Genomic DNA, 23,372 nt, shown 5'->3' with positions numbered 1-23,372 from the left:
ACAGTATTCAAAGTGTTGGTTTTATGTAGTCAAAAGGTATATAAGAGCGCAGGCCAGCAGCGCCGATACACCCTGCCAGAAAGCCACAGGATTGCGCTCGAGCAACGGGGCCCGAGTTTTATTGAGGAAGGCGGGATTGGGGTGGCGCAGGTCGAAGGTAAACTCGGATAACTCCTGGTAACGTTTGTCCGGGTTCGGGTGCACGGCTTTCTTGATGGTTTCGTCAATCCAGGCGGGAATCTCGCGGTCGTCGTCCAGGACCGAAGCATAGTTGAGCCTGCGCATGGCAGATGCAGTGCGGGATTTGGCCACCTGGGTGCCATAGGGAAACCGGCCGGACAGCATGTGATAGGTCAGCACCCCCAGGGAATAGAGGTCCGAGCAGTCAGTGCCTGTTTCCCCCATGAAATATTCCGGGGCCATGTAGAGTGCGGTACCGGGTATATCGTTGGGCTCCAGCGTAGTGGATTCCACAATTCCTGCCACGCGCGCCGAACCGAAATCAATGATTTTCGCCGTACCGTTGGTATCAATCAGGATATTGTCGGGGCGTATGTCCTGATGCAGGATTTCCATGCGATGGAGTGCATACAGGCCCCGGGCAATCTGAACCACCAGGCCACGGACAACCTCCAGATCCGGTTTGGGGTTGTCGATCAGCCATTGCTTCAGGGTCTGACCCTCTATGTATTCGGTGACGGTGTAGAGGTAGTTGCGTTGACGGTTCTGCAGGCCCGCCTTGAGCACGTGGGCGCTGTTTACCCGCCTCGCAATCCACTCCTCCATCAGGAAACGTTCCAGGTAGCCGGGGTCGCCCCTGAGATCTATCGACGGCGTCTTAAGAACCACTCTGGTGTCGGACGCGATATTCAGGGCAAGGTATACGTGGCTGCGGCTGGTAGCGTGAATTTCCCGCAGGATGGTGTAGCCATCGAAGGTCTGCCTCGGTTCCAGAATGGGCGGAAAAGGCAGGTTTTCTGCCTGCCGCTGAAGTTCCGTGGATGCCTGCTCGGGCAGTTGCTCTATGCGCACAACCTGTACGCTGAGATTATCCTCGCTGCCGCTGTCGAACGCGGCTTTGACCATGGATCTGGCGGCTTCGTCCAGGTCGTCGGGGTATTGATTGATGGTACTGATCAGTTGTTGTGCGCTGGCATGTTCGTAGACGCCGTCCGTTGCCAGAACAAAAATGTCACCCTGTCTCAGTGGCAGGGACTGGTAATCAATCTCCAGCAGTGAGTCCACCCCGAGGGCTCGGCTCAGGTAGTTTTCGTCCTGGGATAGCCATAGCCGGTGATCGTTGGTGAGTTGCTCCAGAGCCTTGTCCCGCAAACGGTAGATCCGGGTGTCGCCAACATGGAAGAGGTGGGCCATAGAGCCCTTGAGCACCAGTGCGCTCAATGTGCAGACATATCCTTTGTCTTTTTCATACCGATAGGGGCTGTTGCGGGTCTGGGCATGGAGCCAGGAGTTGGTTGCGGTAAGCACCCGCTCGGCGGATTTTCGTACCGACCAGGCTTCTGAGGTACAGAAGTAGTCATCCAGAAAGCTTTTCACGGCCGTTTCACTGGCGATGTGGCTGACGTCACTGCTGCTGACGCCATCGGCCATGGCAAAGGCGATGCCTTTCATACCCAGGCGGGGCTCCGCCGGCATGGTGTAGCCGTGGAAGTCCTGGTTGGACGGCTTTCGGCCTTTATCCGAGTGCTGGCCCGTTGATACTTTCAGATACTTGCTCATGAAGAAATGCCAAAGGCCCGGCCCCGGTCGCGTTACACCAGGGCCGGGCCTCTCGTCCTGGTCAGTTATGCCGGCACGCGGTCAGCACTGGCACCTTTGGAAAAGTTGCGCTTTGCACCGGTGCGGATGTGGGTGGTGTACAGGGTCAGGCCGGTAAAGGCCAGGCCGCCTACCAGGTTACCCAGAACCGTGGGGATTTCGTTCCAGACCAGGTAGTCCATCACCGAGAAACCACCACCAACAATGATACCGAACGGGAACAGGAACATGTTCACAACGGAGTGCTCGAAACCCATGAAGAAGAACAGCATGATGGGCATCCACATGGCCAGAACCTTGCCGCCAACGTTAGTGGAAATCATGGCGCCGACCACACCCATGGAAACCATCCAGTTACACAGCATGCCGCGGATAAAGATCGTAAACCAGCCAGCTGCGCCATACTCGGCATAGCCCAGCGTTCGGGCTTCGCCAACACCTGCAATTTTTTCGGCGACAGCGCCGGGTTCAACGTTGAATCCGTAGGTGAAAATGAAGGCCATCATGAAGGCGACGGTCAGGGCACCGGCGAAGTTGCCCACGAAAACCAGCCCCCAGTTTCGCAGGATGGTATTGGTGGAAACCCCCGGCCGTTTGTCCAGAAGGGCAAGGGGGGTGAGCATGAACACGCCGGTAAGCAGGTCAAAGCCCATGAGGTAGAGCATGCAGAAACCTACCGGAAAGAGCACTGACCCCAGCAGGAAGCTGCCGGTTTCTACCGCCACGGTAACAGCAAAGACGGCAGCAAGAGCCAGAATGGCGCCGGCCATGAAGGCGCGGATCAGGGTGTCGCGGGTGGACATGTGAACCTTGGATTCACCGGCGTCCACCATTTTGGTGACGAATTCTGATGGAACTAGATAGGACATCTTTTATTACCTCATTTGACGATGAAATTTTCCGGACACAAAAAAACGGCGCGCACACGAAAGCCTGAAAGTCAGGTTTGTGAGGACGCCGTTGTCCGGGTAGTGTTCGATGTTCTGGGCCTGGAGTGGCCCGAGAATCGCTGGCCAATGTCAGTTATTACAACGCAATACCCGTGCCTGAATGTTTATATGAATGAAAAATCTTTTAATATCATTATGGTAAGAGCTTTGTTCTGATGAATTGGCGCGCGGTTGCGGGTACGGAGGTGCGTTTGCCAAACCGGGTATGGTTCAATTTGGTGCGTGCGGGAAGCCAGTGCCCCGAAAATGAACCCGATTCTTACCATTCAGGAAGGCGGATAAAACAATGCTAAATGGAATCTGGCTGGGCTTTTTCCTGGTGGCCTTCGTAGCGGCGCTCTGGCAATGGCTGGGCATGGGCGACACGGAGGTGTTCAGCCGCCTGGTTGCGGCCATGTTCGACATGGCAGAACTCAGTGTCGAGATCATACTGGTGCTGGTTGGCACCATGACACTTTGGTTGGGTTTCCTGGCCATTGCCGAGAAAGCCGGCTTGATCCAGCTTATGGCCAGAGTTCTGGACCCGCTCTTCCGCCGTCTGATGCCAGAGGTGCCTAGTGGCCACCCGGCTCAGGGCCACATCACCATGAACTTTGCTGCCAATATCCTGGGATTGGACAACGCGGCGACACCCATCGGTATCAAGGCCATGCATTCGCTGCAGGAGCTCAATCCGAGCCGGGATACGGCCAGTAACGCCCAGATTCTGTTTCTGGTACTCAATACGTCATCACTGACCCTGCTTCCGGTGACTATTTTCATGTACCGCGCGCAGCAAGGAGCCGCGGACCCCACAGCGGTTTTCCTGCCTATTCTGCTGGCGACCACCGCTTCCAGCCTGGTAGGGCTGTTGAGTGTCTCACTGATGCAGAGGCTGAAACTCTGGCATCCGGTGGTGCTGGCTTATCTCCTTGCCGGGGCAGCGGCATTGGGGCTGTTATTGGCGACACTGGCAGGTATGTCGGCACAGGCTCTTGCGGCGACCTCAACCCTGGTAGGCAACCTCACGCTGTTCGGCATTGTGATCAGCTTTCTGCTCATCGGCGCCCTGCGGAAGGTTAATGTTTACGACACCTTTATCGAAGGGGCCAAGGAGGGGTTCAGTTTCACCATTTCCCTGTTGCCATTCCTGGTGGCAATGCTGGTGGCGATAGGAGTTCTGCGAGCCAGCGGAGTTCTGGATGCCGGCCTTGAGGGTATTCGCTGGATAATCGAGGGGCTCGGATGGGACACCGGGTTTATCGACGCCCTGCCTACCGCTTTCATGAAGCCGCTCTCCGGTAGTGGTGCCCGCGCCATGATGATTGAGACCATGGATACTTTCGGGGTGGACAGTTTTCCCGCGCTGATGGCGGCGACGATGCAGGGCAGTACCGAAACCACCTTTTACGTGCTGGCGGTGTATTTCGGTGCTGTCGGCATCCGCAAGATCCGCCATGGCCTGGGCTGCGCCCTGCTGGCGGATTTCGCCGGGATGCTGACAGCTATCCTGGTGTGCTACTGGTTCTTCGGCTAAAAGGTAGTTTCCAGTACGGTGCCCATTTTTTGCCGGCCCAGTGATTCGTCGAAAGCGGTTCCGTGCCAGGCAGGATGGCCGGCGATCATCACCAGGGGCACTACGCCATCGGTGCGGTTGACCAGTTGTTCGTGCCGGAACTCCTCGCGGTACTGGCGTTTCACGGTTTTATTGTGGTCCATGCGGCGCAGGGCGGAGGGGTTCAGCAGGATCAGGTCAGCCTGATCACCCACCTCGATACGGCCGCCTTTGACACCGAAGACGCGGGCGGGGTCGCGGGTGAGGCGGCGCACCATATACGCCACGTCCATATCGCCGCCATCTGATGCCAGTTTCAGTGCGCGGAGGTTGCCATCGTAAAAGGCCATATTGGTCAGGTGTGCGCCGCTGTCGTTGAAGCCGGGCAGTAGCTGGCGATCCATGAGCAGGCTGCGCACGGTGCGCTCGTCGCGGTTGGCGGAAACAGTGTACCAGCTCAGGTCGCGGTCGAACGCCCGCAACATGGCCAGCACGAAGTCGCCTTCATCCTTCACCTGGGCAAAGTAGTCTTTTAACAGGGGCTCTTCCGCATCGCTGCATTCAAGGGGTTTGCCCGCGTTGACCGCTTGGACCCTTGCACGGACCTCGGCAAAGGTTTTGCCTTCCCAGTTCTTGAGGGGACAGACGTCGATGGTCATGTCTTCGAGTGCACGGTTGAAGGCGTAATCCTCAAGACGAACCAGGCGCTTCAGGCGTTGGAGACCGAAACCGGTCTTTCCGCTCATCCACATCGCCTTGAACCGACTGATGTAGTCCGGGTCGTTGAGGATCTTCAGGCGGCCTTCGCGGTCTTCCAGTTCGGTTTCATTGAGAATGCGCAGCTCTTCAATTTCTTCCGAAAGCGGCGTTACTGCGCCATCGGACCACACTTTGAAGGGCGCCGCCAGGGCCTGCAGGTGGAAGTCTCCCTTTAACAGGCGGGAGTTGAGCACCCGGGCCAGCAAACGTGCCAGTCGCACAATCTTGCGGTTGCTATGTACATCAAGGGCTGCCACAACCGTGGTTTTCAGAGGCTTGCCGTGGAGCCGGGCACAGCTGAGCAGGAAGGTCCTGATGGTGCCAACGGTGCTGTCTTTGGGCGGTGTGGCTTGCCAGACCCCACCCTTGCGCCGAACCACATCGGTCAGCCGTTTGATTTCCGGGTAGCTGGCAAACTGGGTAGGAATGGTCTTGCGGGTGTTGGGTTGGTTGGCCAGGTAGTGGAAGGGCAACGCATCGGTTGAGAACCCTGCATAGCCGTCATCGAGGGCCTTTTCCAGCAGTGACTCCATGGCCTGGAGTTCGTCCTCGGTGGGATCGCGGGAGATGCTGGCTTCAAACCCCATCACTTCAATTCGCAGCATGGAGTGGGGTACCAGGGTGACCAGGTTGGGCCCGAGGCTGAGTTTATTCAGGTGCTGGATGTATTCTTTCGGATTCTGCCAGTCGACTCGGTCTGCGGTTGCTCGCAGTACACCTTTGGGAATGTTTTCCACCCGGGCGTAGCAGTCCACAATGGGGTCTGCCCCGTCTTTGCGCTGGGAGCCGAAGGCCAGCCCGAGGCTACAGTTGGCGATCACTACCGTCGTGGTGCCGTGGCGCACCGACTCTGGCAAGCCTGGGGCCACCTCCAGTTCCAGATCGTAATGGGTGTGGATATCGAATAGCCCGGGCATGGCCCAGCATTCGCTGCCATCAATCACCTTGTGCGCCCTTTGCGGGTCAAGGTTGGCGCCACGCGCGGCAACTTTGCCATCGGCTACGGCTATGTCCTCGTATACCGGCAGCTCGCCGCTGCCATCAAAAACCTTTGCGCCCTGGATCAGGTAATCCCAGGTGTTACTGGAGGTGGCATTACTCATGAGTGTCTCACCTAATTATTGTTCTGGTTATTGAGGTAGGCGGCCAGTACTACGCTCCTGCCCTGTTTTTCAAGCAAGGTATCGGGTCAGGGGGTTATCTCGGTGGTGTCTCCGGCCGGGTTGGCGGGGTCATCTCTGGCGATAATGGAGATCGCGCCGATCACCATCACCAGGGCTGCAATCAACACGGTAGCCGCCCCCAGGACCATCTTGAATTTCGAGGTCTGAAGGTTGCCGCATTCCGGGCATTTCTTGCTGCTCAGTGAGAGGGTTGCTCCGCAGTTGGAGCAGGTGGTATTCGCCATAGTGGTCGCTCCTTCGATCATTCCAGTGCCTCCTTCAAGGTTAAGCCTTGATGGCCGTGTAGCACAAATCCGTAGTGTTCCCGACCGGCAAACTAGGCGCCAGCTCCCAATACCAGTACTCCCAGAGCCGTCAGTGCAGAGAGAATGCCAATCATGACCAGAAGCTGTTTCCAGGGGAATGTCGGTTTGGGTTGCGACTGCAGTTCGGTTTCCAGGTAATCGCGAAGCAGTTTTGTATTACGGACATTGGCCTTGAAGGCAAAGTCGAAGGCATCGCCGATGATGGGTACAAGGCCGCCAAAAAAGTCGATCGCCATATTCTGGACCATCCGCCCTTTTATGCGGGTGCTGGCGCCGGCGCGATGAGCTTCGAGAAGCACATAGCCGGACATGGCCAGGCCGGCGAAATCGCCGAGGACAGGGACAAGGCCAATGAGGGGCTCGAAGCCGATACGGAAGCGGGTGAAGGGTATGCGGATGGCGTTATCGGCCATCCGGCTGAACCTGTCGAGACGGGCGAGCGCCGCCAGTTTCTCTTCCCGACTTACCGGTGTTGAGGGCATGACAAGGTTTCCGTTAGTCCCAGGATTTACTCTTGAGCCGGTAGAATTCCTCGACAACCGCATCCATCGCCTCAGCGTCATATTCACGCAGGCCACTGACCACCAGCTTCTTGGATACCTCACCGGCAATCTTGCCATCGGAAAGCAGCCGGTAGTCAAGTGAGACGTTGCCGCGCTTTCCGTCCGGCTTCAGGGCCGCATTATGCAACTCCAGGTCAGGGGATGGTGCGTCAAGGGTGCTCATGGTCAGGCTCATGCTTTGATACATGATCATCGGCCGGTCCGGGTTGAACATCACGCCCTCGCTTTCCATCAGCGGCTTGAGGGTGTGGGGGAAGTTCTTGCCGGAGGCCGCGACGTAACAGCGGGTAAAATTCTCGATAACCGTGTCATCGTGAGTGGACTCACCGCTGCGTTCCACTTCGATATAGACCTTGCCCTTATCATCGTAGACCCGGATCAGGCCATCGCTGTCCTCGCGAAATTCCAGGGGTACATCTGCGCCCAGGAGGCTGCGGAAGTGAAACGTCATGTTGCGGGACAGACCAAAGTGGGACACCAGCAAGGCGAACAGCAAGTCACCGGGTACGCAAAAGCGCCGGGCATCGGGGTTATGAATCGGGTTGAAATCCCCTGCCACTTCCTTGGCAAATCGGCTGGCCTGGGTCGCGCTGATCAGCACGTGTCCGTCCTGGATAGAATGGTAGCGTTCGAGAAACATGCGGTGCCTTTTCGTTTTCGCAAATATGGAGGGTTACGATAGTGGCCTTAAAAGCGCCTTGCAGCAAGATGCAACGAAACCAATGTCTAAGATAACCACCAAAATAGCGGCGATTGGTTACACTATCCACTACACAAACGAAGGGCAAATGGCGGAGGTACAGGATGGATATGGGTGCCGGGTTCAGAACCGAGCATATCAAAACGTCTGGTGCTGAGATTCACCTTGTCCATGGCGGCAAGGGGCCACCGTTGCTCCTGCTGCACGGATATCCCCAGACCCATGCGATGTGGCACCTGGTGGCGCCGGAACTGGCGCGCAGCTTTCACGTAATCTGCCCCGACCTGCGAGGCTATGGAGACAGTTCAAAGCCACCGTCCGATGCCCGGCATGAACCCTATTCGAAACGGGAAATGGCCCGGGACATGGTAGAGGTGATGGCAGAACTGGGCTACCCGCGGTTTGCCGTGGCTGGCCACGACAGGGGCGCGCGGGTAGCTCACCGCATGGCACTTGACCATCCGGAGCGCGTATCCCGTGTTTGTGTGATGGACATTGCGCCCACCCTCCACATGTTCAGACACACCGACCAGAACTTTGCCACCGGCTATTATCACTGGTTTTTCCTGATTCAGCCTGATGGATTGCCCGAGCACATGATTGGCGCTGATCCTGATTACTTCCTGCAGGAGAAGCTCAATCGCTGGAGCGGGCCGGAGGCCAGTTTTGCCCCGGCTGCGGTTGCCGAATACCTGCGCTGCTTCCGTGACCCGCAGGTGATTCATGCCTCCTGTGAGGATTACCGGGCTGCCGCTACCATTGATCTTGACCATGACGAGCGCGATCGTGATCGCAAGGTGGAGTGCCCGTTGCTGGTCCTGTGGGGCAAACGGGGGTTTGTTCACCGCACCTACGACGTAATGGCCGTGTGGCGGGACTATGCCGATAAGGTGGAGGGCAGGCTGCTGGATTGTGGGCATTTTCTGCCGGAAGAGGCACCCGAGACTGTGCTCCCAGAGTTGCAACGTTGGTTCGCGACTCCGGGCCATTAAGATAGGGCACAACAAAGATACGTTTTGTCACTGAAATTTTGAGTCAGAACCGCAATGATGGTCGTATTGGCATAAATGATCAAAGCAATTAGCCTTAAATGCCAGAATGTAGTGTTTGCATGCATGTATAACCAATAACGCCCCATTGCTACGAGGATACGAGAATGCCAGCCAGATCAGGCACCGGAGTTCCAGCCCCCCTGACACCTATCAAACGTGTTGCTCAAGGTCTGTTATTGCTGGCGCTGATGCCGACTGCGCTCGCCGATGACAAACTCTATATCTTTACCGAGAACTACCCTCCCTATAACACGTCGACGACAGGCGAAGGCTTCGCCCACAGCGCTGAGGACATTACCGGGATCTGCACGGGGATGGTCAAGGAAATGATGGCGCGGGTCGATTACGACTACATCATGAAAATGCGTGACTGGAGCCTTGCTTACAGCTGGGTTCAGGGGCGTGAAAACCACGGTCTGTTCTGCACGGCCCGGACGGATGAACGGGAAGATGAGTTCCAGTGGGTAGGGCCACTTGCTCCTATCAAGTGGACGCTGTTCGCCGCTCCGGATTCCGATATTGAAATCGAAACCCTTGAGGACGCCAAGCAATACAAGATTGCCGGCTACAAGGGAGATGTGATGTCGGATTACCTGGTAAGTGAAGGTTTTGAGGTGATCATGAGCGTATCTGGTGAGCAGAACCCGCGCAGGCTGACACTGGGCCAGGCTGACCTCTGGGTAACCGATGGGCTGGTAGGCCCGCTGGTGGCCGAAGAAGAGCATGGTATTACCGGCCTGAAACCGGTTCTGGTCTTCCGGGAGACGCCGATGTACCTGGCGGTCAGCAACAAAACCGACCCGGGGATAGTGGAAGACCTGCAGCAGGGGTTGGATGAAGCCCGTGAGAGTGGCGCGCTGGACCGCATTATCGGTCGTTATCAGCCCTGAATTCTCGGGGTAACAAAGACGTAACCCGCCAGAACCGGCTTAAGTTCAGCAGGGGGCCGGGGCTTGTGCTAGCTTTTAACGTGTTTCCCGATAAAACCGGTGACGTTAATGAGCAATCCCAAGCATACCCTTTTCTGGATGACGCTTTTCCTGGCGGTGGTCGTGGTGGTCTGTGCGTTGATTTACAAGCCACTGCAGACTGCGTTCATGGCGAACTGGGTCTTCAACCTGCTCATTGTCTGTGTGCTGTTGGTCGGCATCGCCATTACCTATCGCCAGGTCTTCGTGTTGTTCCCCGAGTTGCGCTGGGTGGCGCAGTTCCGTACCGGCCATGCCGGACTTTCCGTGTTGCAGGAGCCCCGGTTGCTGAAACCACTGGCCCGCCAGCTTGACGACGACTCCAAGCGCGACCGCTTTTCCCTTTCTACCATGTCGCTGCGCACTGTACTGGATGCCATCCACAGCCGGATGGACGAACAGCGTGAAATTACCCGCTACTTCATCAGCCTGCTGATTTTCCTGGGCCTGCTGGGTACCTTCTGGGGCCTGCTGGGCACCATCAATTCGGTAGGAGAGGTGATCGTGAACCTCGATATGGGGCAGGAGGACTTCGGTGAAGTCTTCGCCGGGCTCCAGTCGGGTCTTCTGAAACCGCTGGAGGGTATGGGGACGGCGTTCAGCTCTTCGCTGCTCGGGCTTGGCGGATCCCTCATTCTCGGCTTTCTGGATATCCAGGCCGGGCACGCCCAGAATCGCTTTTACGACGGCCTGGAAGAATGGCTGACCGGCGTAACCAACCTGGTGGACCGGGTTGACGATACACCGCAATAACAGGCCATCGCCATGATCGGTTCCAGACGTCGCACCCGCAGCACCATCAACGTATGGCCGGGCTACGTGGATGCCCTGTCGGCATTGCTGATGCTGATTATTTTCATGTTGCTGATCTATGTGGTCAGCCAGCTATACCTTTCACAAACCCTGTCGGACCGTGACTCCGAACTGGCCAGACTGAACAGCCGGCTGGAGGAAATTTCACAGCTTCTGGGATTGGAACGGGAGCAGACAGCGGCGCTGGAAGAAGAAATGTCGGCGGTACAGAACCGTTTCAGTGAAAGCCTCGCACTGAATGCCAGGTTGCGCGCAGATCTTGAGGAGGAAAAGGCAGAACGGTTGGCGCAGCAATACAATGCCGAGGCCCAGGCCACGCGGGTAGAGGACCTGCAACAGGCAGTAGCAAGTGCTGAAGCGGAACTGGACGATGAAGAACAGCTGACTGCCTCTCAGCGTGCAATCATTCAGCAGCTGTCAAATCAGATTGCCGCCTTGCAGGACCAGTTGAGCCGTATCTCGGCGGCACTGCGGCTGCAGGAAGACCTTACCGCTGAAAAACAGGCTGAACTGGAAAAGGTGGGGAAACGTCTCAATACCCTGCTGGCAGAGCGGGTCAACCAGCTTGAGCGTTATCAGTCCGAGTTTTTCGGGCGGTTACGGGACATTCTTCAGGATAACGAGAACATACGCATCGTCGGAGATCGTTTCCTGCTGCCTTCCGAGCTGCTTTTTGCCTCCGGATCAGCCAGTCTGGGAGCCGAGGGTCAGCGGGAACTGGATAAACTGGCAGAAGTACTGCTGGATGTTTCCTCCGCCATTCCCGATGATATCGACTGGATTCTGCGGATTGATGGCCATACTGACCGGCTTCCCATCAATACCGAAGAATTTCCCTCCAACTGGGAGCTGTCCACCGCCAGGGCAGTGGCCGTGGTACGCTACCTTGCCTCCGAGGGTGTCCCTCAGAGCCGCATGGTAGCGGCCGGTTTTGGTGAGTTCTTCCCGGTCGACGAGGGCAGTTCCATCGAATCGTTGCAGCGGAACCGCCGTATCGAAATCAAGCTCACTGACCGGTGAGCGGTTCAGCCGGCCCGGCCGAAGACCCGCTCGAAGAAGCCCGCCTCGCGCACATCCGGAACCGGCAGGTCGATGTTGCTTTCCAGTGCTTTGCGCCAGAATCGCTCGGGGTCATCCAGATGGGCGACCTTCTTGCGTTCGTCCTGGCTGTACGAATTGTGGTCGCCGCCAATGCCTGTTTCTATCAGCTCCTGGCACCAGAGGTACAGTGCACTGCGGAGAACCCGTAGCAGTTTGCAGTAGCTGTCTCTGCTGATGGTGATAGCCAGCTCGGCGCTGAGATTGATCTGGGATTGCAGAGTGGCCATTTCCTCTTTGTTGAAGACAATGCGGTTACCCGTCCCTTTCTTGCAACTGAGGCAGGTTTTCTCCAGAGATTTCAGGCCCTCCATCATGTCCCGGTGTCCGAAGTCCTCCTTCTGCTGGTCGTCAACCGGTGCCGGGATCCAGCCATACTGGGGAGAGCGGGCTACGATGTGGCCGGGGATATCACGTCGGTAGGGGGGAAGCGCCGCGGGGTCGCCGTAGCCATCAAATTCGGTTCGCATCCACGCTGCCATGGTTCGCTGGCGAAGCATCATGGCCAGGGTGATGGCCGAAGGCATGATTTCTTCAAGTAGCTCACTGCCGTCCTGAAGCCGCTCGTCCAGGTGTTCGACCGCTGCAGACATTGTAATTCTCCCTTCACCACGGGCAGATGCATGGGTAGTGCTCAGCCCGGTTGTTGTTTTTGTCATTGAGGTACTGCGAGTACAACGCAAGAACCTTTGATTAAAAATTAGGCGCTATCCGGCATTTCTTCCGTTGTAAAAAAGTACCCCTTTGTTACTGGAAGTAATGCGGGGCTGGCGGGTATCCTCTTATACCTTTGCATTCGCGAACTTACCTTCCGGAATCTGAGTATCACTATGTCTGAGCTGGCGTTATACCAGTATGTTCTGATTGGTCTGATATTTGTCTGGAGTGGCTTTGTTCGTTCCGGGCTAGGGTTTGGCGGAGCGGTACTGTCGCTGCCGTTTCTGCTACTGGTACTGGATGAGCCGCTGGTCTTCCTGCCCATCATCGCTGTTCATCTGCTGGTGTTCTCGTCACTGACCATCTGGATGAACAATCGTAAGTCTTCAAGAACTGACGATGAGGGGCATACGTCGGCAGGGACTGTGGACTGGCGCTATCTCTGGCGGATTCTGGCCATCATGATCGTGCCGAAGCTGATCGGGGTGTTCGGGCTTATTACCCTGCCGTCGGATGTCATGAGCACTATCATCTTTGTCATCGTGGCCCTTTATTCCGTCTCGTACATCCTTGATCGGCCGTTTCGCAGTGGCAGTCGCACAGTAGACACCGTATTCCTGATGGTTGGTGGATACGTCAGTGGCACCTCCCTGATAGGGGCGCCGTTGATTATCGCCGTGGCAGCGCAACATCTGCCCAAGGAAAGGTTGCGGGATACGCTGTTCGCTCTGTGGTTCATTCTGGTGGTGATCAAGATGGGCGCCTTTATCTGGGTAGGCGTTGACCTGCAGTTGATTCACCATCTGTGGCTGCTGCCTTGCGCTGCAGTGGGTCACGTAATTGGCCTGCATGTCCATGACCGCATGTTGAGGGCGGAAACTCCGGTGTTTTTCCGGGTGCTTGGCGTGGTGCTGCTGGTTGTCAGCAGTATCGGGATGATGAAAGTGATCTTCCCCGGCTAACCGAGCGTGGCGTCCAGAAACATCATCACTACAAAGCCCCCCAGCAGGGAAAACGTGGCCAGGGTCTTGTACTCGCCGCGATGGGTTTCGGGGATGATTTCATCACTGATGATAAACAGCATCGCCCCTGCCGCAAAGCCCAGAGTCCAGGGCATGATGGGTTCTGCCAGCCACACCATGGCGCTTCCGAAAAGGCCGCCAACGGGTTCCAGTAACCCTGTCAGCACAGCAATACCAAAGGATTTTACCCGCGAGTGCTCAATGGCCAGCAGTGAGACCGCCACCGCCAGGCCCTCGGGGATATTCTGCAGACCGATGCCAATGGCCAGAGCGGTACCGTTGCCGATATCGCCACCGGCGAAACCGACACCCACCGCCATGCCTTCGGGGAAATTGTGCAAGGCGATGGCGATGATAAACAGCCAGATTCGGCGGATTCGGGCGCTGTCCGGCCCCTCGCGACCAAGAGTGAAGTGCTCGTGAGGCAGCCGCTGGTGAATGCTGAAAAGTAGCCCCGCCCCCATAAGAAGGCCGGCAATTACCATCAGTGCCGCCGTCCAGGTTGCCCCCGTGAGCTCTTCGCCGTATTCAATACCGGGAAGAAGCAGCGAAAAGAACGACGCTGCAAGCATCACTCCGGCGGCCGCGCTGAGCATGCCATCCTGCAGTTGCGGCGTGAGCTTTCGCACCAGGAAGACACCCAGTGCACCAACCCCGGTACCCAGGCCCGCCAGCAGACTGGCAGTGGCTCCCAGCAGTACTACGTTGACTTCCTCGAGCATTGGGTTCCCTTCTGTCCTGGTCGGGTCCGCGCAATCTGATCCGTGTGTTGCCACCAGATTAAACGTTACCCATATTTATGGCACGTTTCCGGTTTATGACTTATACCTGTTTACGCCCGTTTTACCACACTGGCTCAGGGAGCGAATGACTGTCATGGTCTACTGGTTGATGGCAAACCCCAAGGCAGGGGAGGAAGGCAGTCGCGGCGCGGATTTCTGGCGTGAGCATCTGGAAACGGCCGGTATTTCCAGTATCCGTGACTGTAACCTCGAGGACACCGCCTGGACAAGCGAGGTTGAGCCAGACGATGTTGTACTTGCCGCAGGGGGCGATGGCTCAGTGAATGCGGCAGCAGGCTTCTGCGTGGATTCCGGAGCTACCCTGGCAGTGCTTCCTTCCGGCACGGCCAACGATTTTGCACGTAATCTCGGGCTTCCGGACGACCCCCAGCAGATCTGTGATCTGGTGGCCACAGGTAAAACCCGCATGGTAGACGTTGCCGTCGCCACACAAGGGAGGTTCCTGAATGTTGCCCATATTGGCCTCGGCACACTCCCCGTAAGGGAATCGTCAGGGCAAGCCAAGCGTTTTCTCGGTCGGTTCAGTTACGGTGCGGCGTTATTACAGAAACTGGCGGCGTACCGAGGTTTTCACGGCGTAATCGAAACCGATAAAGGCAGGATGACCGGGCGCTGGCTCACTATCGCCATCTCCTCAGGGGCATTCTTCGGCGGTGGCACCGAGATTCCCGAGGCATCCGCCGGCGATGGCCAACTGGATGTGATTGCCGTTCGCCCGCGGTCGCTGTTCCAGCTTTTATGGGCCTTTCTTCTCGTCCGCCTCAGTCACAGTTCGCCGAAGCGATCCAGTACGGTCGTGCAACTGAAGAGCCCGGTGGTGAGAGTGACCACTCGCTCATCAAAAACCATTACCATGGACGGGGAGATCGCCGGGAAGACCCCGCTGACGGTAAAATGTCGGCCCGCATGCCTGAGAGTGATCTGCGATAACCTGGTCACCACAGGACAATAGCCAGGCTAGATATTAGCCCCGGCTATCGGTGCTCTCGAAGATTTTATCCGCAGAGGCGGCGACAAACCCGCTGTAAAGCTGACCGTCCGGTTTCGGGTACCGCAGGGCGAATTCATAGAAACAACTGGGTATTGCCGCTGTCTGATCGGAAAACTGCACTTCTGCCCGGTCTGCCATGGTCGAGGACTGTTCCAGCAATTCTTCTGGCGACCCCTTGATCTCTCCGCCTGAGCTGTTCACCCGATAACCATTGTCCTTGAGTACCTGATTGATTTCCGTCACTGTCTTGAAACGGCTGAGGGCATTGATGCTTACCGTAAAGTGGTTGGCGCGGAACCCCCATGCAGCCACCCAGGCAGCGTATTCGCTTTCCTCCAGCATCGCCTGGTAGGTGCGGTAGTTGAGGTCCCAGTGCCGCCCGGAATATAGGAAGTTATCGGCAGTCACTGCTGCGGGGTCCATCTTGCTCACTAGGTTCCGGACAACGGCCTGCAACGGTTCGGAACATTGCTCGACCAGCAATTCGGAAATAAATACCTTGGGGGCGGAAGGGTCCGGGTGTTCGTAGTGCCTGGCATAGAGTTTCTTGGCTTCAAAATGGTACTCGCCGCCCTCCCGGTAACCCAGCGCCAGAAAGTGCGCCGCCAGCTTGTCCAGATTCACCTTATCGAGGTTGTAGGTGCGCAGGGCGATGTGGTCATTGACGATTTCACCACCCTGGGTGTCGTCCAGCAGGCGATGGATATCCTCGGCAGAGGGGGTCACTTCACAATAATTATCCCAAAGACGACCGAACAGTGTGTCCCTATCGGTGTGCATGGAGCGCCTCCTGTTGTTGGCAAAGTGGAATAGCTACCGGTTGCCTGCCGGTGCGGGTGGGTGCCAGTTCCGTAAACCGTGCCTGTCCATGGTTACTCAGGCCGAGCGTGTTTGCCAGTGTTACCGGCACCTGTAACAGGTTGCGAGTGGGCAGGTACCTGGCGGCAGTGGTGATGGTGGCGCGGAAGTCTCCCGTTCCGGTATTAGTGATCGCCAGTATCCGGCCCTGGCCGCCGGTATGCCATTTATCCAGAGCCGGTTCAACGTCCTCAACAACCTGGACCCGACAGCCTACGGAGGCTGACACCGTGCGGATGTCAGTCAGCCTGGCCTCCACCGTAGGCCCACCGTCGAAGGGGTCAACGTAACCGGTATGGCGGAAGCCTTCGGCTTCAAGCATGTTCAGGGCAGGGCGGGTATTGTCGTGCACCTGTCCGATTACAGCACGGGCATTTTCAGCCATGAGGTGAGTATAGAGCGGGTGCCGGGGCATCAGATCCGCAATAAAGCCGTTATTACCGGTACCCACCATCCGGGTCACTGTGTCGAAGTCAAGATCCACGAAGTGCTCGCTCAACCAGTTCCAGAAAGGGGACTGGCCGCTCTCGTCCGAGACGCCACGCATTTCCGCGATGACCGTTTGCGCAAAGCGTTGCGGATGTTGTGCCATAAACAGGAAACGCACCCGTGAAAGCAGTTTCCCCGCCTGCGCTCTGCGAAACTTCGGCCGCAGGAACAACGTGCAGATCTCACTGCAGCCGGTGTAGTGATTGCACATGTTGAGCACTTCCAGGCGCCGCAGCAGGTTCAGATCCGGTGAATGGTGTACCACCTGACTGCGATGATAATGATACAGCGGGCGCCGGATGCCTACTGAGGCTTCAATGCCGGTGGTACCCATGAGGTCGCCGGTTTCAGGATCTTCCAGAACAAACAGATAGCCTTCATCGCCGGGCGAACGCACGGTGCGCCCGAAACTTGCCACGGAGTGCCGGATTTTCCGGGTAAGGAAATCGAGGTCATCTACCAGGGAAGTGAACCCGGGGCCGGATTCCACTGCGATCTGCTGCAACGCAGGGAGGTCTGTCATGGCGACCGGGCGAATAATCATGGTGACATCCTCAACTGTTACTGGCTGTTTGCGGGTGATGATTAATGAGGACAGTATGATGAAGCAGGGTGTCAGTTTGTAGTTTCAAATTATCAAAAATGCTAGCCTTTAGCTTCAGAATGACATAAAGGTTGAACAATATGCTCGGAAAGCAAGATCAGGAGTTGCTGTTGCGGCTTCGCCAGAACGCCCGCTCCAGCATTTCTGACCTGGCCCGCGCGCTCAATGTGTCACGCTCAACGGTGCAGAATCGCATCGCGAAACTCGAAACCAGTGGGGTAATTCGTGGGTATTCTGTGCAACTGGGCGGGGAGTTCTCGGCGCATCAGGTAGAGGCACACGTGTCGATCAAAGTTTTTCAGAAGCTGACGGCGCGAACCAACACCGCCCTTGAGCAGATCAGCCAGGTATCCCAGCTGTATTCGGTCAGCGGCGAGTATGACCTGATCGCCATCGTTCAGGCGCAGTCGCTGGAGGAGCTCAGCGCCGTACTGGATGAGATAGGCAATCTGGAGGGAGTGGAGCGAACCAACTCAGCGGTAGTGCTGGAAACGCGTTTTCGCCGCTGAGTGGCCATAAAGCGGGCGGAGATCAGTCAGAATCCGGGTGCGCCTGCTCGTTCAGCAAAGACGGCTTCTTGAGCGCCTTGCCGAACAGGTCTTTCTCCTCGGCAATGGCCAGCGCCGCCTTCTCGGCCATCGCTTCGTCCATGCCTTCAACCCGTGCCTGCAGGAACTGGGTAATTTCTTCTGCCAGTTCCAGTACCTTGTCGCGGGCGTCGGCTTCGGCTTTGGACGAGAAAAGCATTATGTCGGGGTTTTTCAGTGCCATCTCCAGTCCGTCCCTCTCCGAGTAATACAGCGCTTGTACGGCCATGTTGTTCTCCAGTGTGTTCCCGCACGGTGTCGTGTCTGGTGGGGTTCATTGAGTCGCCGGGAGTATATCGAAGAGATCTGTATATGTATACAGTGGTTTGGGAGGGCGCAGATGCCGTGACGGAAGTGTGTTAGTGTTCTAGGCTTCCTGGCAACCAGCCCGTTAATCATCAAGGAACTGATACATTATGCGCTACGTGAGCACGGCCGTGCCTGGCCGATTTAACATCCGTCTGGCGGCCATGGCATTACTGGCCCTGCTGCTGTCCGGATGTGGGATCAACAATATTCCCACCTATGACGAACAGGTCAAGGCGGCCTGGTCGCAGGTAGAAAACCAGTATCAGCGGCGCGCAGATCTTGTGCCAAATCTGGTTGAAACGGTCAAGGGTTTTGCGAAACAGGAGCAGGAAACCCTGACGGCGGTAATTGAAGCCCGGTCAAAGGCCACGTCGATTCAGGTGGACGAGAGTATTCTCAATAATCCTGCGAAACTTCAGCAGTTTCAGCAGGCCCAGGGTGAGCTGAGCAGTGCATTGAGCAGGCTTATGGCGGTGTCCGAGAGGTATCCCGACCTGAAGTCCAACCAGAATTTCCTCGCGCTGCAGTCCCAGTTGGAAGGCACCGAAAACCGCATCGCGGTGGCACGGCGGGACTTTATCCAGGCGGTCGAGCGCTACAATACCGAGATCCGCACCTTCCCGGGCCGGCTGTGGCACAGTTTCCTTTATAGCGACATGGAGTTGCGAGCCAATTTCGAGGCAACGGCCCCGAATGCGGAAGACGCGCCTCAGGTGGAATTCTGATGCCTGTTCTGTTGCGCCGGATTACCCTGTTTGTCGCCCTGAATCTGATATTACAGGCCTCGGCTATGGCCCAGTCCACCCCGGAATTCCCGGAGTTGAAGGGCCGGGTTGTGGATCAGGCCGATATGCTTCCGCAGCAGGTGGAAGCCAACCTCAGCCAGATGCTGGAAGCCCATGAACAATCGACCACCGAGCAGGTGGTCGTGGTGACCCTTCCCGACCTGCAGGGTTATGCCATCGAGGATTACGGCTATCAACTGGGTCGGCACTGGGGTATCGGTCAGGAGGGCGAGGATAACGGTGCGCTGCTGATTGTTGCTGAAGATGAGCGGCGAATCCGCATCGAAGTGGGCTACGGCCTTGAGGGCCGCCTTACGGATGCTACCTCGGCTACTATTATCAACCAGATCATTACCCCTGCCTTCAGGGAGGGCGATTTTGCCAGCGGGATCGCCAATGGTGCTGCGGCAATGGTGCAGGTACTGGGTGGAGAGCCCCTTGCGGTACCTGAGCGCCAGCGTTCCGATACGCAGCAGGACAAACCTCATCCTGCGCTCGGCATACTGTTCTTCATTATCGTGTTGCTGGCGTTTTTCGGGAGCGGCCGGCGTGGTCGTAGTGCCATACTGGCGGGCGCTCTTCTCGGTGGGCTCGGCGGCGGTCGCGGTGGCGGTTTCGGAGGTGGCGGCTTCAGCGGCGGAGGCGGCGGCTTCGGCGGTGGTGGTGCCTCCGGCGGGTGGTAGCCATGCCTGGTTAAAAGGTGCTCAAACACGGAACCCCTGATTCAGCAAACTCGGAACAAACATGACGCTACTGACAGACAAGGAACAACAACAGGTGGCTGCGGCCATCTCTGACGTAGAGCGGGAAACCGACGCGGAACTGGTTACAGTGCTGGCGGATGCCTCCGACAGCTACTCCTATATACCGCTGCTCTGGGCGGGAATTATTGCCCTGTTGATACCCGGTGCGATCAATTACTTCACCGGGACTCTCAGCGCCGACTGGTTGCTGGTTGCCCAGTGGGCAACCTTTATCGTGCTTTGCCTGCTGTTCCAGTTCCCGGGGGTGGGCCACCATATGATTCCTCGCCCCGTGCGATTCTGGCGGGCCTCCAATATGGCGCGTCGGCAATTTCTTGAGCAAAACCTGCATCACACCAAAGGTGGTGTCGGCATGCTGATTTTCGTATCGGAAGCCGAACACTATGTGGAAATTCTTGTGGACCAGGGAATTTCTTCAAAAGTGGGTGACGAGATTTGGGAAGGTATTGTCAAAACCTTTACCGACCGGGTGCGCAGCGGCAATACCCTGGCGGGCTTCTTGGAGTGTATTGAAAGCTGCGGCGAGCACCTCCGTGAGCAGGTGCCGGCGACCCGGGAGAAAAACGAATTGCCTAATCACCTGGTGTTAATACCGAAACGATAGAAAACACGAGGGGTTGAGAGCAGTAGCGCCTTCAGTCCTGAAAACAGGCCGGCCTGAGATTTCAGGCCGGCTTGAGCGCAAATCCCTGACGGGGGAAGTGCACGTGTACCTGTCCCACTCGCTTATGGGAACGTCCCAGAACCAGTGCCTGGTTATCGGCATATACCAGTTTGCCGGTGACGGGCTCCCGTCCGTAATCATCCGGTGCAATTTCCACGTCCTTTCCGGTAAGCGGATCCTCGCTTGCAGCTTCCATGGTCCGGGGCAAGGCGTCACGGGCGATGTCCAGTGCCTGGTCGGCGGTGATCTCCCGGAATTCGCCGTGACCGAAGGCCTTCATCCGCGCCATCCAGGCTTTCACCTTCGGAAAGTCCCGTAACCAGGGCTTGCCGGCCAGTTCACACACAAACCAGAGGCCATGATAGGCGGAGAAGTCCGCGATGCAGGGAGTGCTTCCGAACAGGAAGTCCTCACTCAGCATGGACTCCATAGTGCGGAGATGGGAGATAACCTTTTCCTTGGCTTGAGGCCCTCTTAGCGCCTTGACCCGGGATTTTCGGCCCATGGTGATGCGGTCTTTGAGGAAGCGGAAGGCGTGGAAAAGTGAGGTCTCCCTGACAAGCTTTTTCAGCATACGGCCGTCGCTGGCGGCGATTACGCAGGCCAGGAACACCTCCAGATCCGTGGTGCGTACGAAATCAATCACATCCTGTGGCTGGTCAGCGAGGCTCAGTTCTGTTTTGCCGCTCAGGCGCACGATTTCGTCTGCAATCGCGCGGCTGTCGCAGAAAATGTCAGCCCCGTTCTGGGCTACTGGCACTTTTCGATAGCCCCCCGCGAGAATGGAAAGTGCAGGCCGGGGAGGCATCTCTTTCACAATAACGGATTGCCAGGGAAGACCGGCATAACCCAGCATCACCCGGACTTTCTCAGAAAAGGGTGACATGGCGTAGTGGTACAGAATCAAGTCTTGCATGGGGCAGAACCCTTCCTTGTTGACAGTGTTACCTGGCGAGACGAAGGAGGGTACGCTGCAAATCGTTCTGGCGGAAGCCCCGGAACTTGTCCGTGGGGGCCACTCAGGCGGTCAGAAGCCCCGCGGATGCGCAATACAGAAACGCAACTGCGCCTGTACAGATAATGGCCCAGGCGGGAAAAATCAATGATGAGCGTGTTGTTGTTCTCACAGGCACCTCCACAGTGGCCTTTTTGTTGTTGTTCTTTACGCTTACCAGAACACTCTAGACCATAATTGACATATGTCACCACATAAAATGTGTTGTCTGTCGCATTTGCCCGGTTTGATGATGAGGTGATTCAGGGGTGTGGAGAGCTTGAGGAAACCGCAAATACAGGTACTATCTACCTGGCTATACTTTAGTCTGATAAAAATAAAGTGATTCCGGATTATAACAATAAGGAGCCGTTGATGGCTGTAGACAGCGCAAAGCAAACATCCCTTCATTGCCTTTACCATTGGGCAGAGCATACTCCCGACAACGTCTATCTGACTCAGCCCTTCCCGGACGGAAGCACCGAAGATATTACCTGGAAGCAGGCTGCAGACCAGGTTTCACGCATGGCAGCGCATCTTGGCACCCTGGGGCTTCCCGAGCGCAGCAATATCGCGATTCTGGGCAAAAACAGCGCGCATTGGATTCTTTGTGATCTGGCCACCTGGGCTGCAGGGCATGTGTCCGTGCCGCTCTACCCCACATTAAACGGCGATACGGCGGCGTATGTGCTTGAGCATAGCGAAGCAAAGCTGCTTTTTCTGGGTAAGCTGGATGGCAAGGCGGACGGCTGGAACGATATCAAGGATCATATCCCTGGCGACTTGCCGATTATCTCATTGCCGATGTCGCCCCGCGATGATACCCCGAAATGGCTTGATATCATTGCCAGCCAGGAACCGGTGGCACCAAAGCTGCCAGATCCCGACGACCTGGCGACCATCGTTTATACATCAGGCAGTACCGGGCGCCCGAAAGGGGTCATGCACAGTTTTCGCACCATGATTTCCGTGGCTGATGGCCTGCAGCAGATATTCCCGGTCACCCCGGACGAGCGTATGCTCTCCTATCTGCCGCTTGCCCACGTGGCGGAGCGTGCCGCCGTGGAAACCCAGTCGCTGTATTACGGATTCCATCTGTATTTCGCCAATTCCCTGGAAACCTTCCAGGAGGACCTGCAGCGGGCTCGCCCGACACTGTTCTTCTCTGTGCCACGGTTATGGATGAAATTCTACCTTGGCGTCAATGCCAAGTTGCCGCCCAAAAAACAGAAAGTGCTGTTTAATATCCCGCTGCTTAACCGTCTGGTGAAGAAGAAAGTGCTCAAGCAACTGGGGCTCGACCATTGCCGTGCCGCCCTGACAGGGGCAGCACCGCTTTCAGGCGAAATCATTGCCTGGTATCGCAACCTGGGCCTGGAGTTGCTGGAAGTGTATGGCATGTCAGAGAACTTCGGTTATTCCCATGCCAACCGTCCGGGCGCGGCCAGGCCCGGTACCGTGGGCGTGACCAACCCGGGTGTGGAACACCGCCTGGGCGAGGGAGAGGAAGTTCAGGTCAAAAGCCCGGGGCAAATGCTGGGCTATTACAAAAACGAGGAGAAGACCCGCGAAGACATTACTGACGACGGGTTCCTGAAAACCGGTGATATGGGGGAAATCGACAAGGACGGGTTCCTGAGAATCACCGGCCGGGTAAAAGACCTGTTTAAAACCTCCAAGGGCAAGTACGTGGTGCCGGTGCCTATCGAGAACCGCTTCAATCATCCGAAAGCGGAGGTAGTGTGTGTGGCCGGTGCCAATCAGCCTCAGCCATGCCTGATGGTGCTGTTATCGGAAGAAGCGCGTGAGGAGCTGGAAACGGGTGGCAGCCGTGATGATCTGGAGCAGGAGCTGGCTGCGGAGCTGGATGCGGTTAACAGGGGATGCGAGGGCCATGAAAAACTGGCCTTTGTGGTAGTCGTGAAGGAGCCCTGGACCATGGAAAACGGCATGCTGACCCCCACCATGAAGATCAAGCGGAACGTGATTGAGGACTACTACAACCGCAAAATGGATGAGTGGTTCGACAAGAAACAGAAAGTGGTCTGGGAATTCTGAGCCCACAAACGAAAACACCGGTGGGCCTGAATGTTCAGGGCCACCGGTGCTGATGAAATCTGTCTTCCTTTACAGGGGGCGC

The 23,372-nt window shown here is 56.8% G+C and carries 24 protein-coding genes; 12 read left to right on the top strand and 12 right to left on the bottom strand.

The window, feature by feature from the left end; genetic code table 11:
- Positions 1-21: 21 nt before the first annotated feature.
- Together FO268_RS02075 and FO268_RS02070 are read right to left on the bottom strand one after the other, a co-directional pair.
- Complete coding sequence (locus FO268_RS02075; protein WP_150988900.1) at positions 22-1,740, bottom strand: bifunctional protein-serine/threonine kinase/phosphatase; 1,719 nt, start codon at positions 1,738-1,740, stop codon at positions 22-24.
- Between the two features lie 65 nt (positions 1,741-1,805).
- Entirely contained in the window at positions 1,806-2,648 is an 843-nt protein-coding gene (locus tag FO268_RS02070) for a formate/nitrite transporter family protein (RefSeq protein WP_150988897.1), read from the bottom strand.
- Between the two features lie 367 nt (positions 2,649-3,015).
- On the opposite strand from FO268_RS02070, the gene FO268_RS02065 reads away from it, so the two are divergent.
- Positions 3,016-4,245, top strand: a complete 1,230-nt coding sequence (locus FO268_RS02065) for a nucleoside recognition domain-containing protein (protein ID WP_150988894.1) — start codon at positions 3,016-3,018, stop codon at positions 4,243-4,245.
- Here the strand turns inward: FO268_RS02065 and FO268_RS02060 are convergent.
- The 4 genes from FO268_RS02060 to FO268_RS02045 all read right to left on the bottom strand — a co-directional run bounded on the left by FO268_RS02060 (position 4,242) and on the right by FO268_RS02045 (position 7,714).
- Positions 4,242-6,125, bottom strand: coding sequence for an N-acyl-D-amino-acid deacylase family protein (locus FO268_RS02060; RefSeq protein WP_150988891.1), 1,884 nt, complete (start codon positions 6,123-6,125; stop codon positions 4,242-4,244). The two genes, FO268_RS02065 and FO268_RS02060, sit on opposite strands and share 4 nt — an antisense overlap.
- An 86-nt stretch (positions 6,126-6,211) precedes the next feature.
- Positions 6,212-6,451 carry a zinc-ribbon domain-containing protein gene (locus FO268_RS02055; RefSeq protein ID WP_150988888.1) on the bottom strand — a complete coding sequence of 80 codons (240 nt, stop codon included), beginning with the start codon at positions 6,449-6,451 and terminating at the stop codon, positions 6,212-6,214.
- A gap of 71 nt (positions 6,452-6,522) precedes the next feature.
- On the bottom strand, positions 6,523-6,993 hold the full coding sequence (locus FO268_RS02050) for a DUF4112 domain-containing protein (RefSeq protein ID WP_150988885.1): 471 nt from the start codon (positions 6,991-6,993) through the stop codon (positions 6,523-6,525).
- 13 nt (positions 6,994-7,006) lie between these two features.
- Entirely contained in the window at positions 7,007-7,714 is a 708-nt protein-coding gene (locus tag FO268_RS02045) for a DUF3581 family protein (RefSeq protein ID WP_150988882.1), read from the bottom strand.
- A gap of 170 nt (positions 7,715-7,884) precedes the next feature.
- Between FO268_RS02045 and FO268_RS02040 the strand changes: the two genes are divergently transcribed.
- The 4 genes from FO268_RS02040 to FO268_RS02025 all read left to right on the top strand — a co-directional run bounded on the left by FO268_RS02040 (position 7,885) and on the right by FO268_RS02025 (position 11,627).
- Positions 7,885-8,766 carry an alpha/beta fold hydrolase gene (locus FO268_RS02040; protein ID WP_150991579.1) on the top strand — a complete coding sequence of 294 codons (882 nt, stop codon included), beginning with the start codon at positions 7,885-7,887 and terminating at the stop codon, positions 8,764-8,766.
- 164 nt (positions 8,767-8,930) lie between these two features.
- The gene (locus tag FO268_RS02035) at positions 8,931-9,716 is read left to right on the top strand and encodes a substrate-binding periplasmic protein (protein WP_150988879.1); all 786 of its coding nucleotides are present in this window, start codon (positions 8,931-8,933) and stop codon (positions 9,714-9,716) included.
- Positions 9,717-9,824: 108 nt separating this feature from the next.
- Positions 9,825-10,547 carry a MotA/TolQ/ExbB proton channel family protein gene (locus tag FO268_RS02030; protein WP_150988876.1) on the top strand — a complete coding sequence of 241 codons (723 nt, stop codon included), beginning with the start codon at positions 9,825-9,827 and terminating at the stop codon, positions 10,545-10,547.
- Positions 10,548-10,559: 12 nt separating this feature from the next.
- Positions 10,560-11,627: a peptidoglycan -binding protein gene (locus FO268_RS02025; protein WP_150988874.1), complete on the top strand. Its 1,068-nt coding sequence runs from the start codon at positions 10,560-10,562 to the stop codon at positions 11,625-11,627.
- 5 nt (positions 11,628-11,632) lie between these two features.
- On the opposite strand, the gene FO268_RS02020 is transcribed toward FO268_RS02025, so the two are convergent.
- Positions 11,633-12,298, bottom strand: coding sequence for an AbiTii domain-containing protein (locus tag FO268_RS02020; RefSeq protein WP_150988871.1), 666 nt, complete (start codon positions 12,296-12,298; stop codon positions 11,633-11,635).
- A 237-nt stretch (positions 12,299-12,535) separates the two neighbouring features.
- Between FO268_RS02020 and FO268_RS02015 the strand changes: the two genes are divergently transcribed.
- Positions 12,536-13,324, top strand: coding sequence for a sulfite exporter TauE/SafE family protein (locus FO268_RS02015; RefSeq protein WP_150988869.1), 789 nt, complete (start codon positions 12,536-12,538; stop codon positions 13,322-13,324).
- On the opposite strand, the gene FO268_RS02010 is transcribed toward FO268_RS02015, so the two are convergent.
- Positions 13,321-14,106 carry a ZIP family metal transporter gene (locus FO268_RS02010; RefSeq protein WP_150988866.1) on the bottom strand — a complete coding sequence of 262 codons (786 nt, stop codon included), beginning with the start codon at positions 14,104-14,106 and terminating at the stop codon, positions 13,321-13,323. The two genes, FO268_RS02015 and FO268_RS02010, sit on opposite strands and share 4 nt — an antisense overlap.
- A gap of 145 nt (positions 14,107-14,251) precedes the next feature.
- On the opposite strand from FO268_RS02010, the gene FO268_RS02005 reads away from it, so the two are divergent.
- Positions 14,252-15,139, top strand: coding sequence for a diacylglycerol/lipid kinase family protein (locus FO268_RS02005; RefSeq protein WP_227716215.1), 888 nt, complete (start codon positions 14,252-14,254; stop codon positions 15,137-15,139).
- Between the two features lie 12 nt (positions 15,140-15,151).
- On the opposite strand, the gene FO268_RS02000 is transcribed toward FO268_RS02005, so the two are convergent.
- Positions 15,152-15,958, bottom strand: a complete 807-nt coding sequence (locus tag FO268_RS02000; protein WP_150988863.1) for a DUF1338 domain-containing protein — start codon at positions 15,956-15,958, stop codon at positions 15,152-15,154.
- A complete protein-coding gene (locus tag FO268_RS01995; protein ID WP_150988860.1) occupies positions 15,945-17,069 on the bottom strand; it encodes an arginine N-succinyltransferase in 1,125 nt (374 codons plus the stop codon). Before FO268_RS01995 ends, FO268_RS02000 begins: the two co-directional genes overlap by 14 nt.
- 140 nt (positions 17,070-17,209) lie before the next feature.
- Between FO268_RS01995 and FO268_RS01990 the strand changes: the two genes are divergently transcribed.
- Positions 17,210-17,638, top strand: coding sequence for an Lrp/AsnC family transcriptional regulator (locus FO268_RS01990; RefSeq protein ID WP_150988857.1), 429 nt, complete (start codon positions 17,210-17,212; stop codon positions 17,636-17,638).
- Between the two features lie 22 nt (positions 17,639-17,660).
- On the opposite strand, the gene FO268_RS01985 is transcribed toward FO268_RS01990, so the two are convergent.
- Positions 17,661-17,945 carry a YebG family protein gene (locus FO268_RS01985; protein WP_150988854.1) on the bottom strand — a complete coding sequence of 95 codons (285 nt, stop codon included), beginning with the start codon at positions 17,943-17,945 and terminating at the stop codon, positions 17,661-17,663.
- Between the two features lie 241 nt (positions 17,946-18,186).
- Here FO268_RS01985 and FO268_RS01980 point away from each other — a divergent pair, with 241 nt between their 5' ends.
- The 3 genes from FO268_RS01980 (at position 18,187) to FO268_RS01970 (ending at position 20,178) form a co-directional block, all read left to right on the top strand.
- Positions 18,187-18,750: a LemA family protein gene (locus FO268_RS01980; RefSeq protein ID WP_404802905.1), complete on the top strand. Its 564-nt coding sequence runs from the start codon at positions 18,187-18,189 to the stop codon at positions 18,748-18,750.
- Positions 18,750-19,493, top strand: coding sequence for a TPM domain-containing protein (locus tag FO268_RS01975; protein ID WP_150988848.1), 744 nt, complete (start codon positions 18,750-18,752; stop codon positions 19,491-19,493). The genes FO268_RS01980 and FO268_RS01975 overlap by 1 nt, the downstream gene beginning before the upstream one ends.
- Before the next feature lie 61 nt (positions 19,494-19,554).
- Positions 19,555-20,178, top strand: coding sequence for a TPM domain-containing protein (locus FO268_RS01970; protein ID WP_150988845.1), 624 nt, complete (start codon positions 19,555-19,557; stop codon positions 20,176-20,178).
- A gap of 61 nt (positions 20,179-20,239) precedes the next feature.
- Here the strand turns inward: FO268_RS01970 and FO268_RS01965 are convergent, their stop codons facing one another.
- Positions 20,240-21,154 (bottom strand): glutathione S-transferase family protein, encoded by a 915-nt coding sequence (locus FO268_RS01965; RefSeq protein WP_150988842.1) that lies wholly within the window; start codon positions 21,152-21,154, stop codon positions 20,240-20,242.
- 453 nt (positions 21,155-21,607) lie between these two features.
- On the opposite strand from FO268_RS01965, the gene FO268_RS01960 reads away from it, so the two are divergent.
- Complete coding sequence (locus tag FO268_RS01960; protein WP_150988838.1) at positions 21,608-23,290, top strand: AMP-binding protein; 1,683 nt, start codon at positions 21,608-21,610, stop codon at positions 23,288-23,290.
- Positions 23,291-23,372 lie beyond the last annotated feature (82 nt).

The sequence above is a fragment of the Marinobacter denitrificans genome (assembly GCF_008795955.1).
Taxonomy (GTDB): Bacteria; Pseudomonadota; Gammaproteobacteria; order Pseudomonadales; family Oleiphilaceae; genus Marinobacter; species Marinobacter denitrificans.
This window is presented reverse-complemented; position numbering and strand designations above follow the sequence as displayed.

Coding starts and splice junctions, on each gene's coding strand:
- FO268_RS02020 (WP_150988871.1), bottom strand. CDS start 12,298: ATGTCTGCAGCGGTCGAACACCTGGACGAGCGGCTTCAGGACGGCAGT.
- FO268_RS02000 (WP_150988863.1), bottom strand. CDS start 15,958: ATGCACACCGATAGGGACACACTGTTCGGTCGTCTTTGGGATAATTAT.
- FO268_RS01985 (WP_150988854.1), bottom strand. CDS start 17,945: ATGGCCGTACAAGCGCTGTATTACTCGGAGAGGGACGGACTGGAGATG.
- FO268_RS01980 (WP_404802905.1), top strand. CDS start 18,187: ATGGCATTACTGGCCCTGCTGCTGTCCGGATGTGGGATCAACAATATT.
- FO268_RS01960 (WP_150988838.1), top strand. CDS start 21,608: ATGGCTGTAGACAGCGCAAAGCAAACATCCCTTCATTGCCTTTACCAT.
- FO268_RS01975 (WP_150988848.1), top strand. CDS start 18,750: ATGCCTGTTCTGTTGCGCCGGATTACCCTGTTTGTCGCCCTGAATCTG.
- FO268_RS01970 (WP_150988845.1), top strand. CDS start 19,555: ATGACGCTACTGACAGACAAGGAACAACAACAGGTGGCTGCGGCCATC.
- FO268_RS02065 (WP_150988894.1), top strand. CDS start 3,016: ATGCTAAATGGAATCTGGCTGGGCTTTTTCCTGGTGGCCTTCGTAGCG.
- FO268_RS02075 (WP_150988900.1), bottom strand. CDS start 1,740: ATGAGCAAGTATCTGAAAGTATCAACGGGCCAGCACTCGGATAAAGGC.
- FO268_RS01995 (WP_150988860.1), bottom strand. CDS start 17,069: ATGATTATTCGCCCGGTCGCCATGACAGACCTCCCTGCGTTGCAGCAG.
- FO268_RS02010 (WP_150988866.1), bottom strand. CDS start 14,106: ATGCTCGAGGAAGTCAACGTAGTACTGCTGGGAGCCACTGCCAGTCTG.
- FO268_RS02040 (WP_150991579.1), top strand. CDS start 7,885: ATGGGTGCCGGGTTCAGAACCGAGCATATCAAAACGTCTGGTGCTGAG.
- FO268_RS01990 (WP_150988857.1), top strand. CDS start 17,210: ATGCTCGGAAAGCAAGATCAGGAGTTGCTGTTGCGGCTTCGCCAGAAC.
- FO268_RS01965 (WP_150988842.1), bottom strand. CDS start 21,154: ATGCAAGACTTGATTCTGTACCACTACGCCATGTCACCCTTTTCTGAG.
- FO268_RS02050 (WP_150988885.1), bottom strand. CDS start 6,993: ATGCCCTCAACACCGGTAAGTCGGGAAGAGAAACTGGCGGCGCTCGCC.
- FO268_RS02070 (WP_150988897.1), bottom strand. CDS start 2,648: ATGTCCTATCTAGTTCCATCAGAATTCGTCACCAAAATGGTGGACGCC.
- FO268_RS02045 (WP_150988882.1), bottom strand. CDS start 7,714: ATGTTTCTCGAACGCTACCATTCTATCCAGGACGGACACGTGCTGATC.
- FO268_RS02060 (WP_150988891.1), bottom strand. CDS start 6,125: ATGAGTAATGCCACCTCCAGTAACACCTGGGATTACCTGATCCAGGGC.
- FO268_RS02015 (WP_150988869.1), top strand. CDS start 12,536: ATGTCTGAGCTGGCGTTATACCAGTATGTTCTGATTGGTCTGATATTT.
- FO268_RS02005 (WP_227716215.1), top strand. CDS start 14,252: ATGACTGTCATGGTCTACTGGTTGATGGCAAACCCCAAGGCAGGGGAG.
- FO268_RS02035 (WP_150988879.1), top strand. CDS start 8,931: ATGCCAGCCAGATCAGGCACCGGAGTTCCAGCCCCCCTGACACCTATC.
- FO268_RS02030 (WP_150988876.1), top strand. CDS start 9,825: ATGAGCAATCCCAAGCATACCCTTTTCTGGATGACGCTTTTCCTGGCG.
- FO268_RS02055 (WP_150988888.1), bottom strand. CDS start 6,451: ATGATCGAAGGAGCGACCACTATGGCGAATACCACCTGCTCCAACTGC.
- FO268_RS02025 (WP_150988874.1), top strand. CDS start 10,560: ATGATCGGTTCCAGACGTCGCACCCGCAGCACCATCAACGTATGGCCG.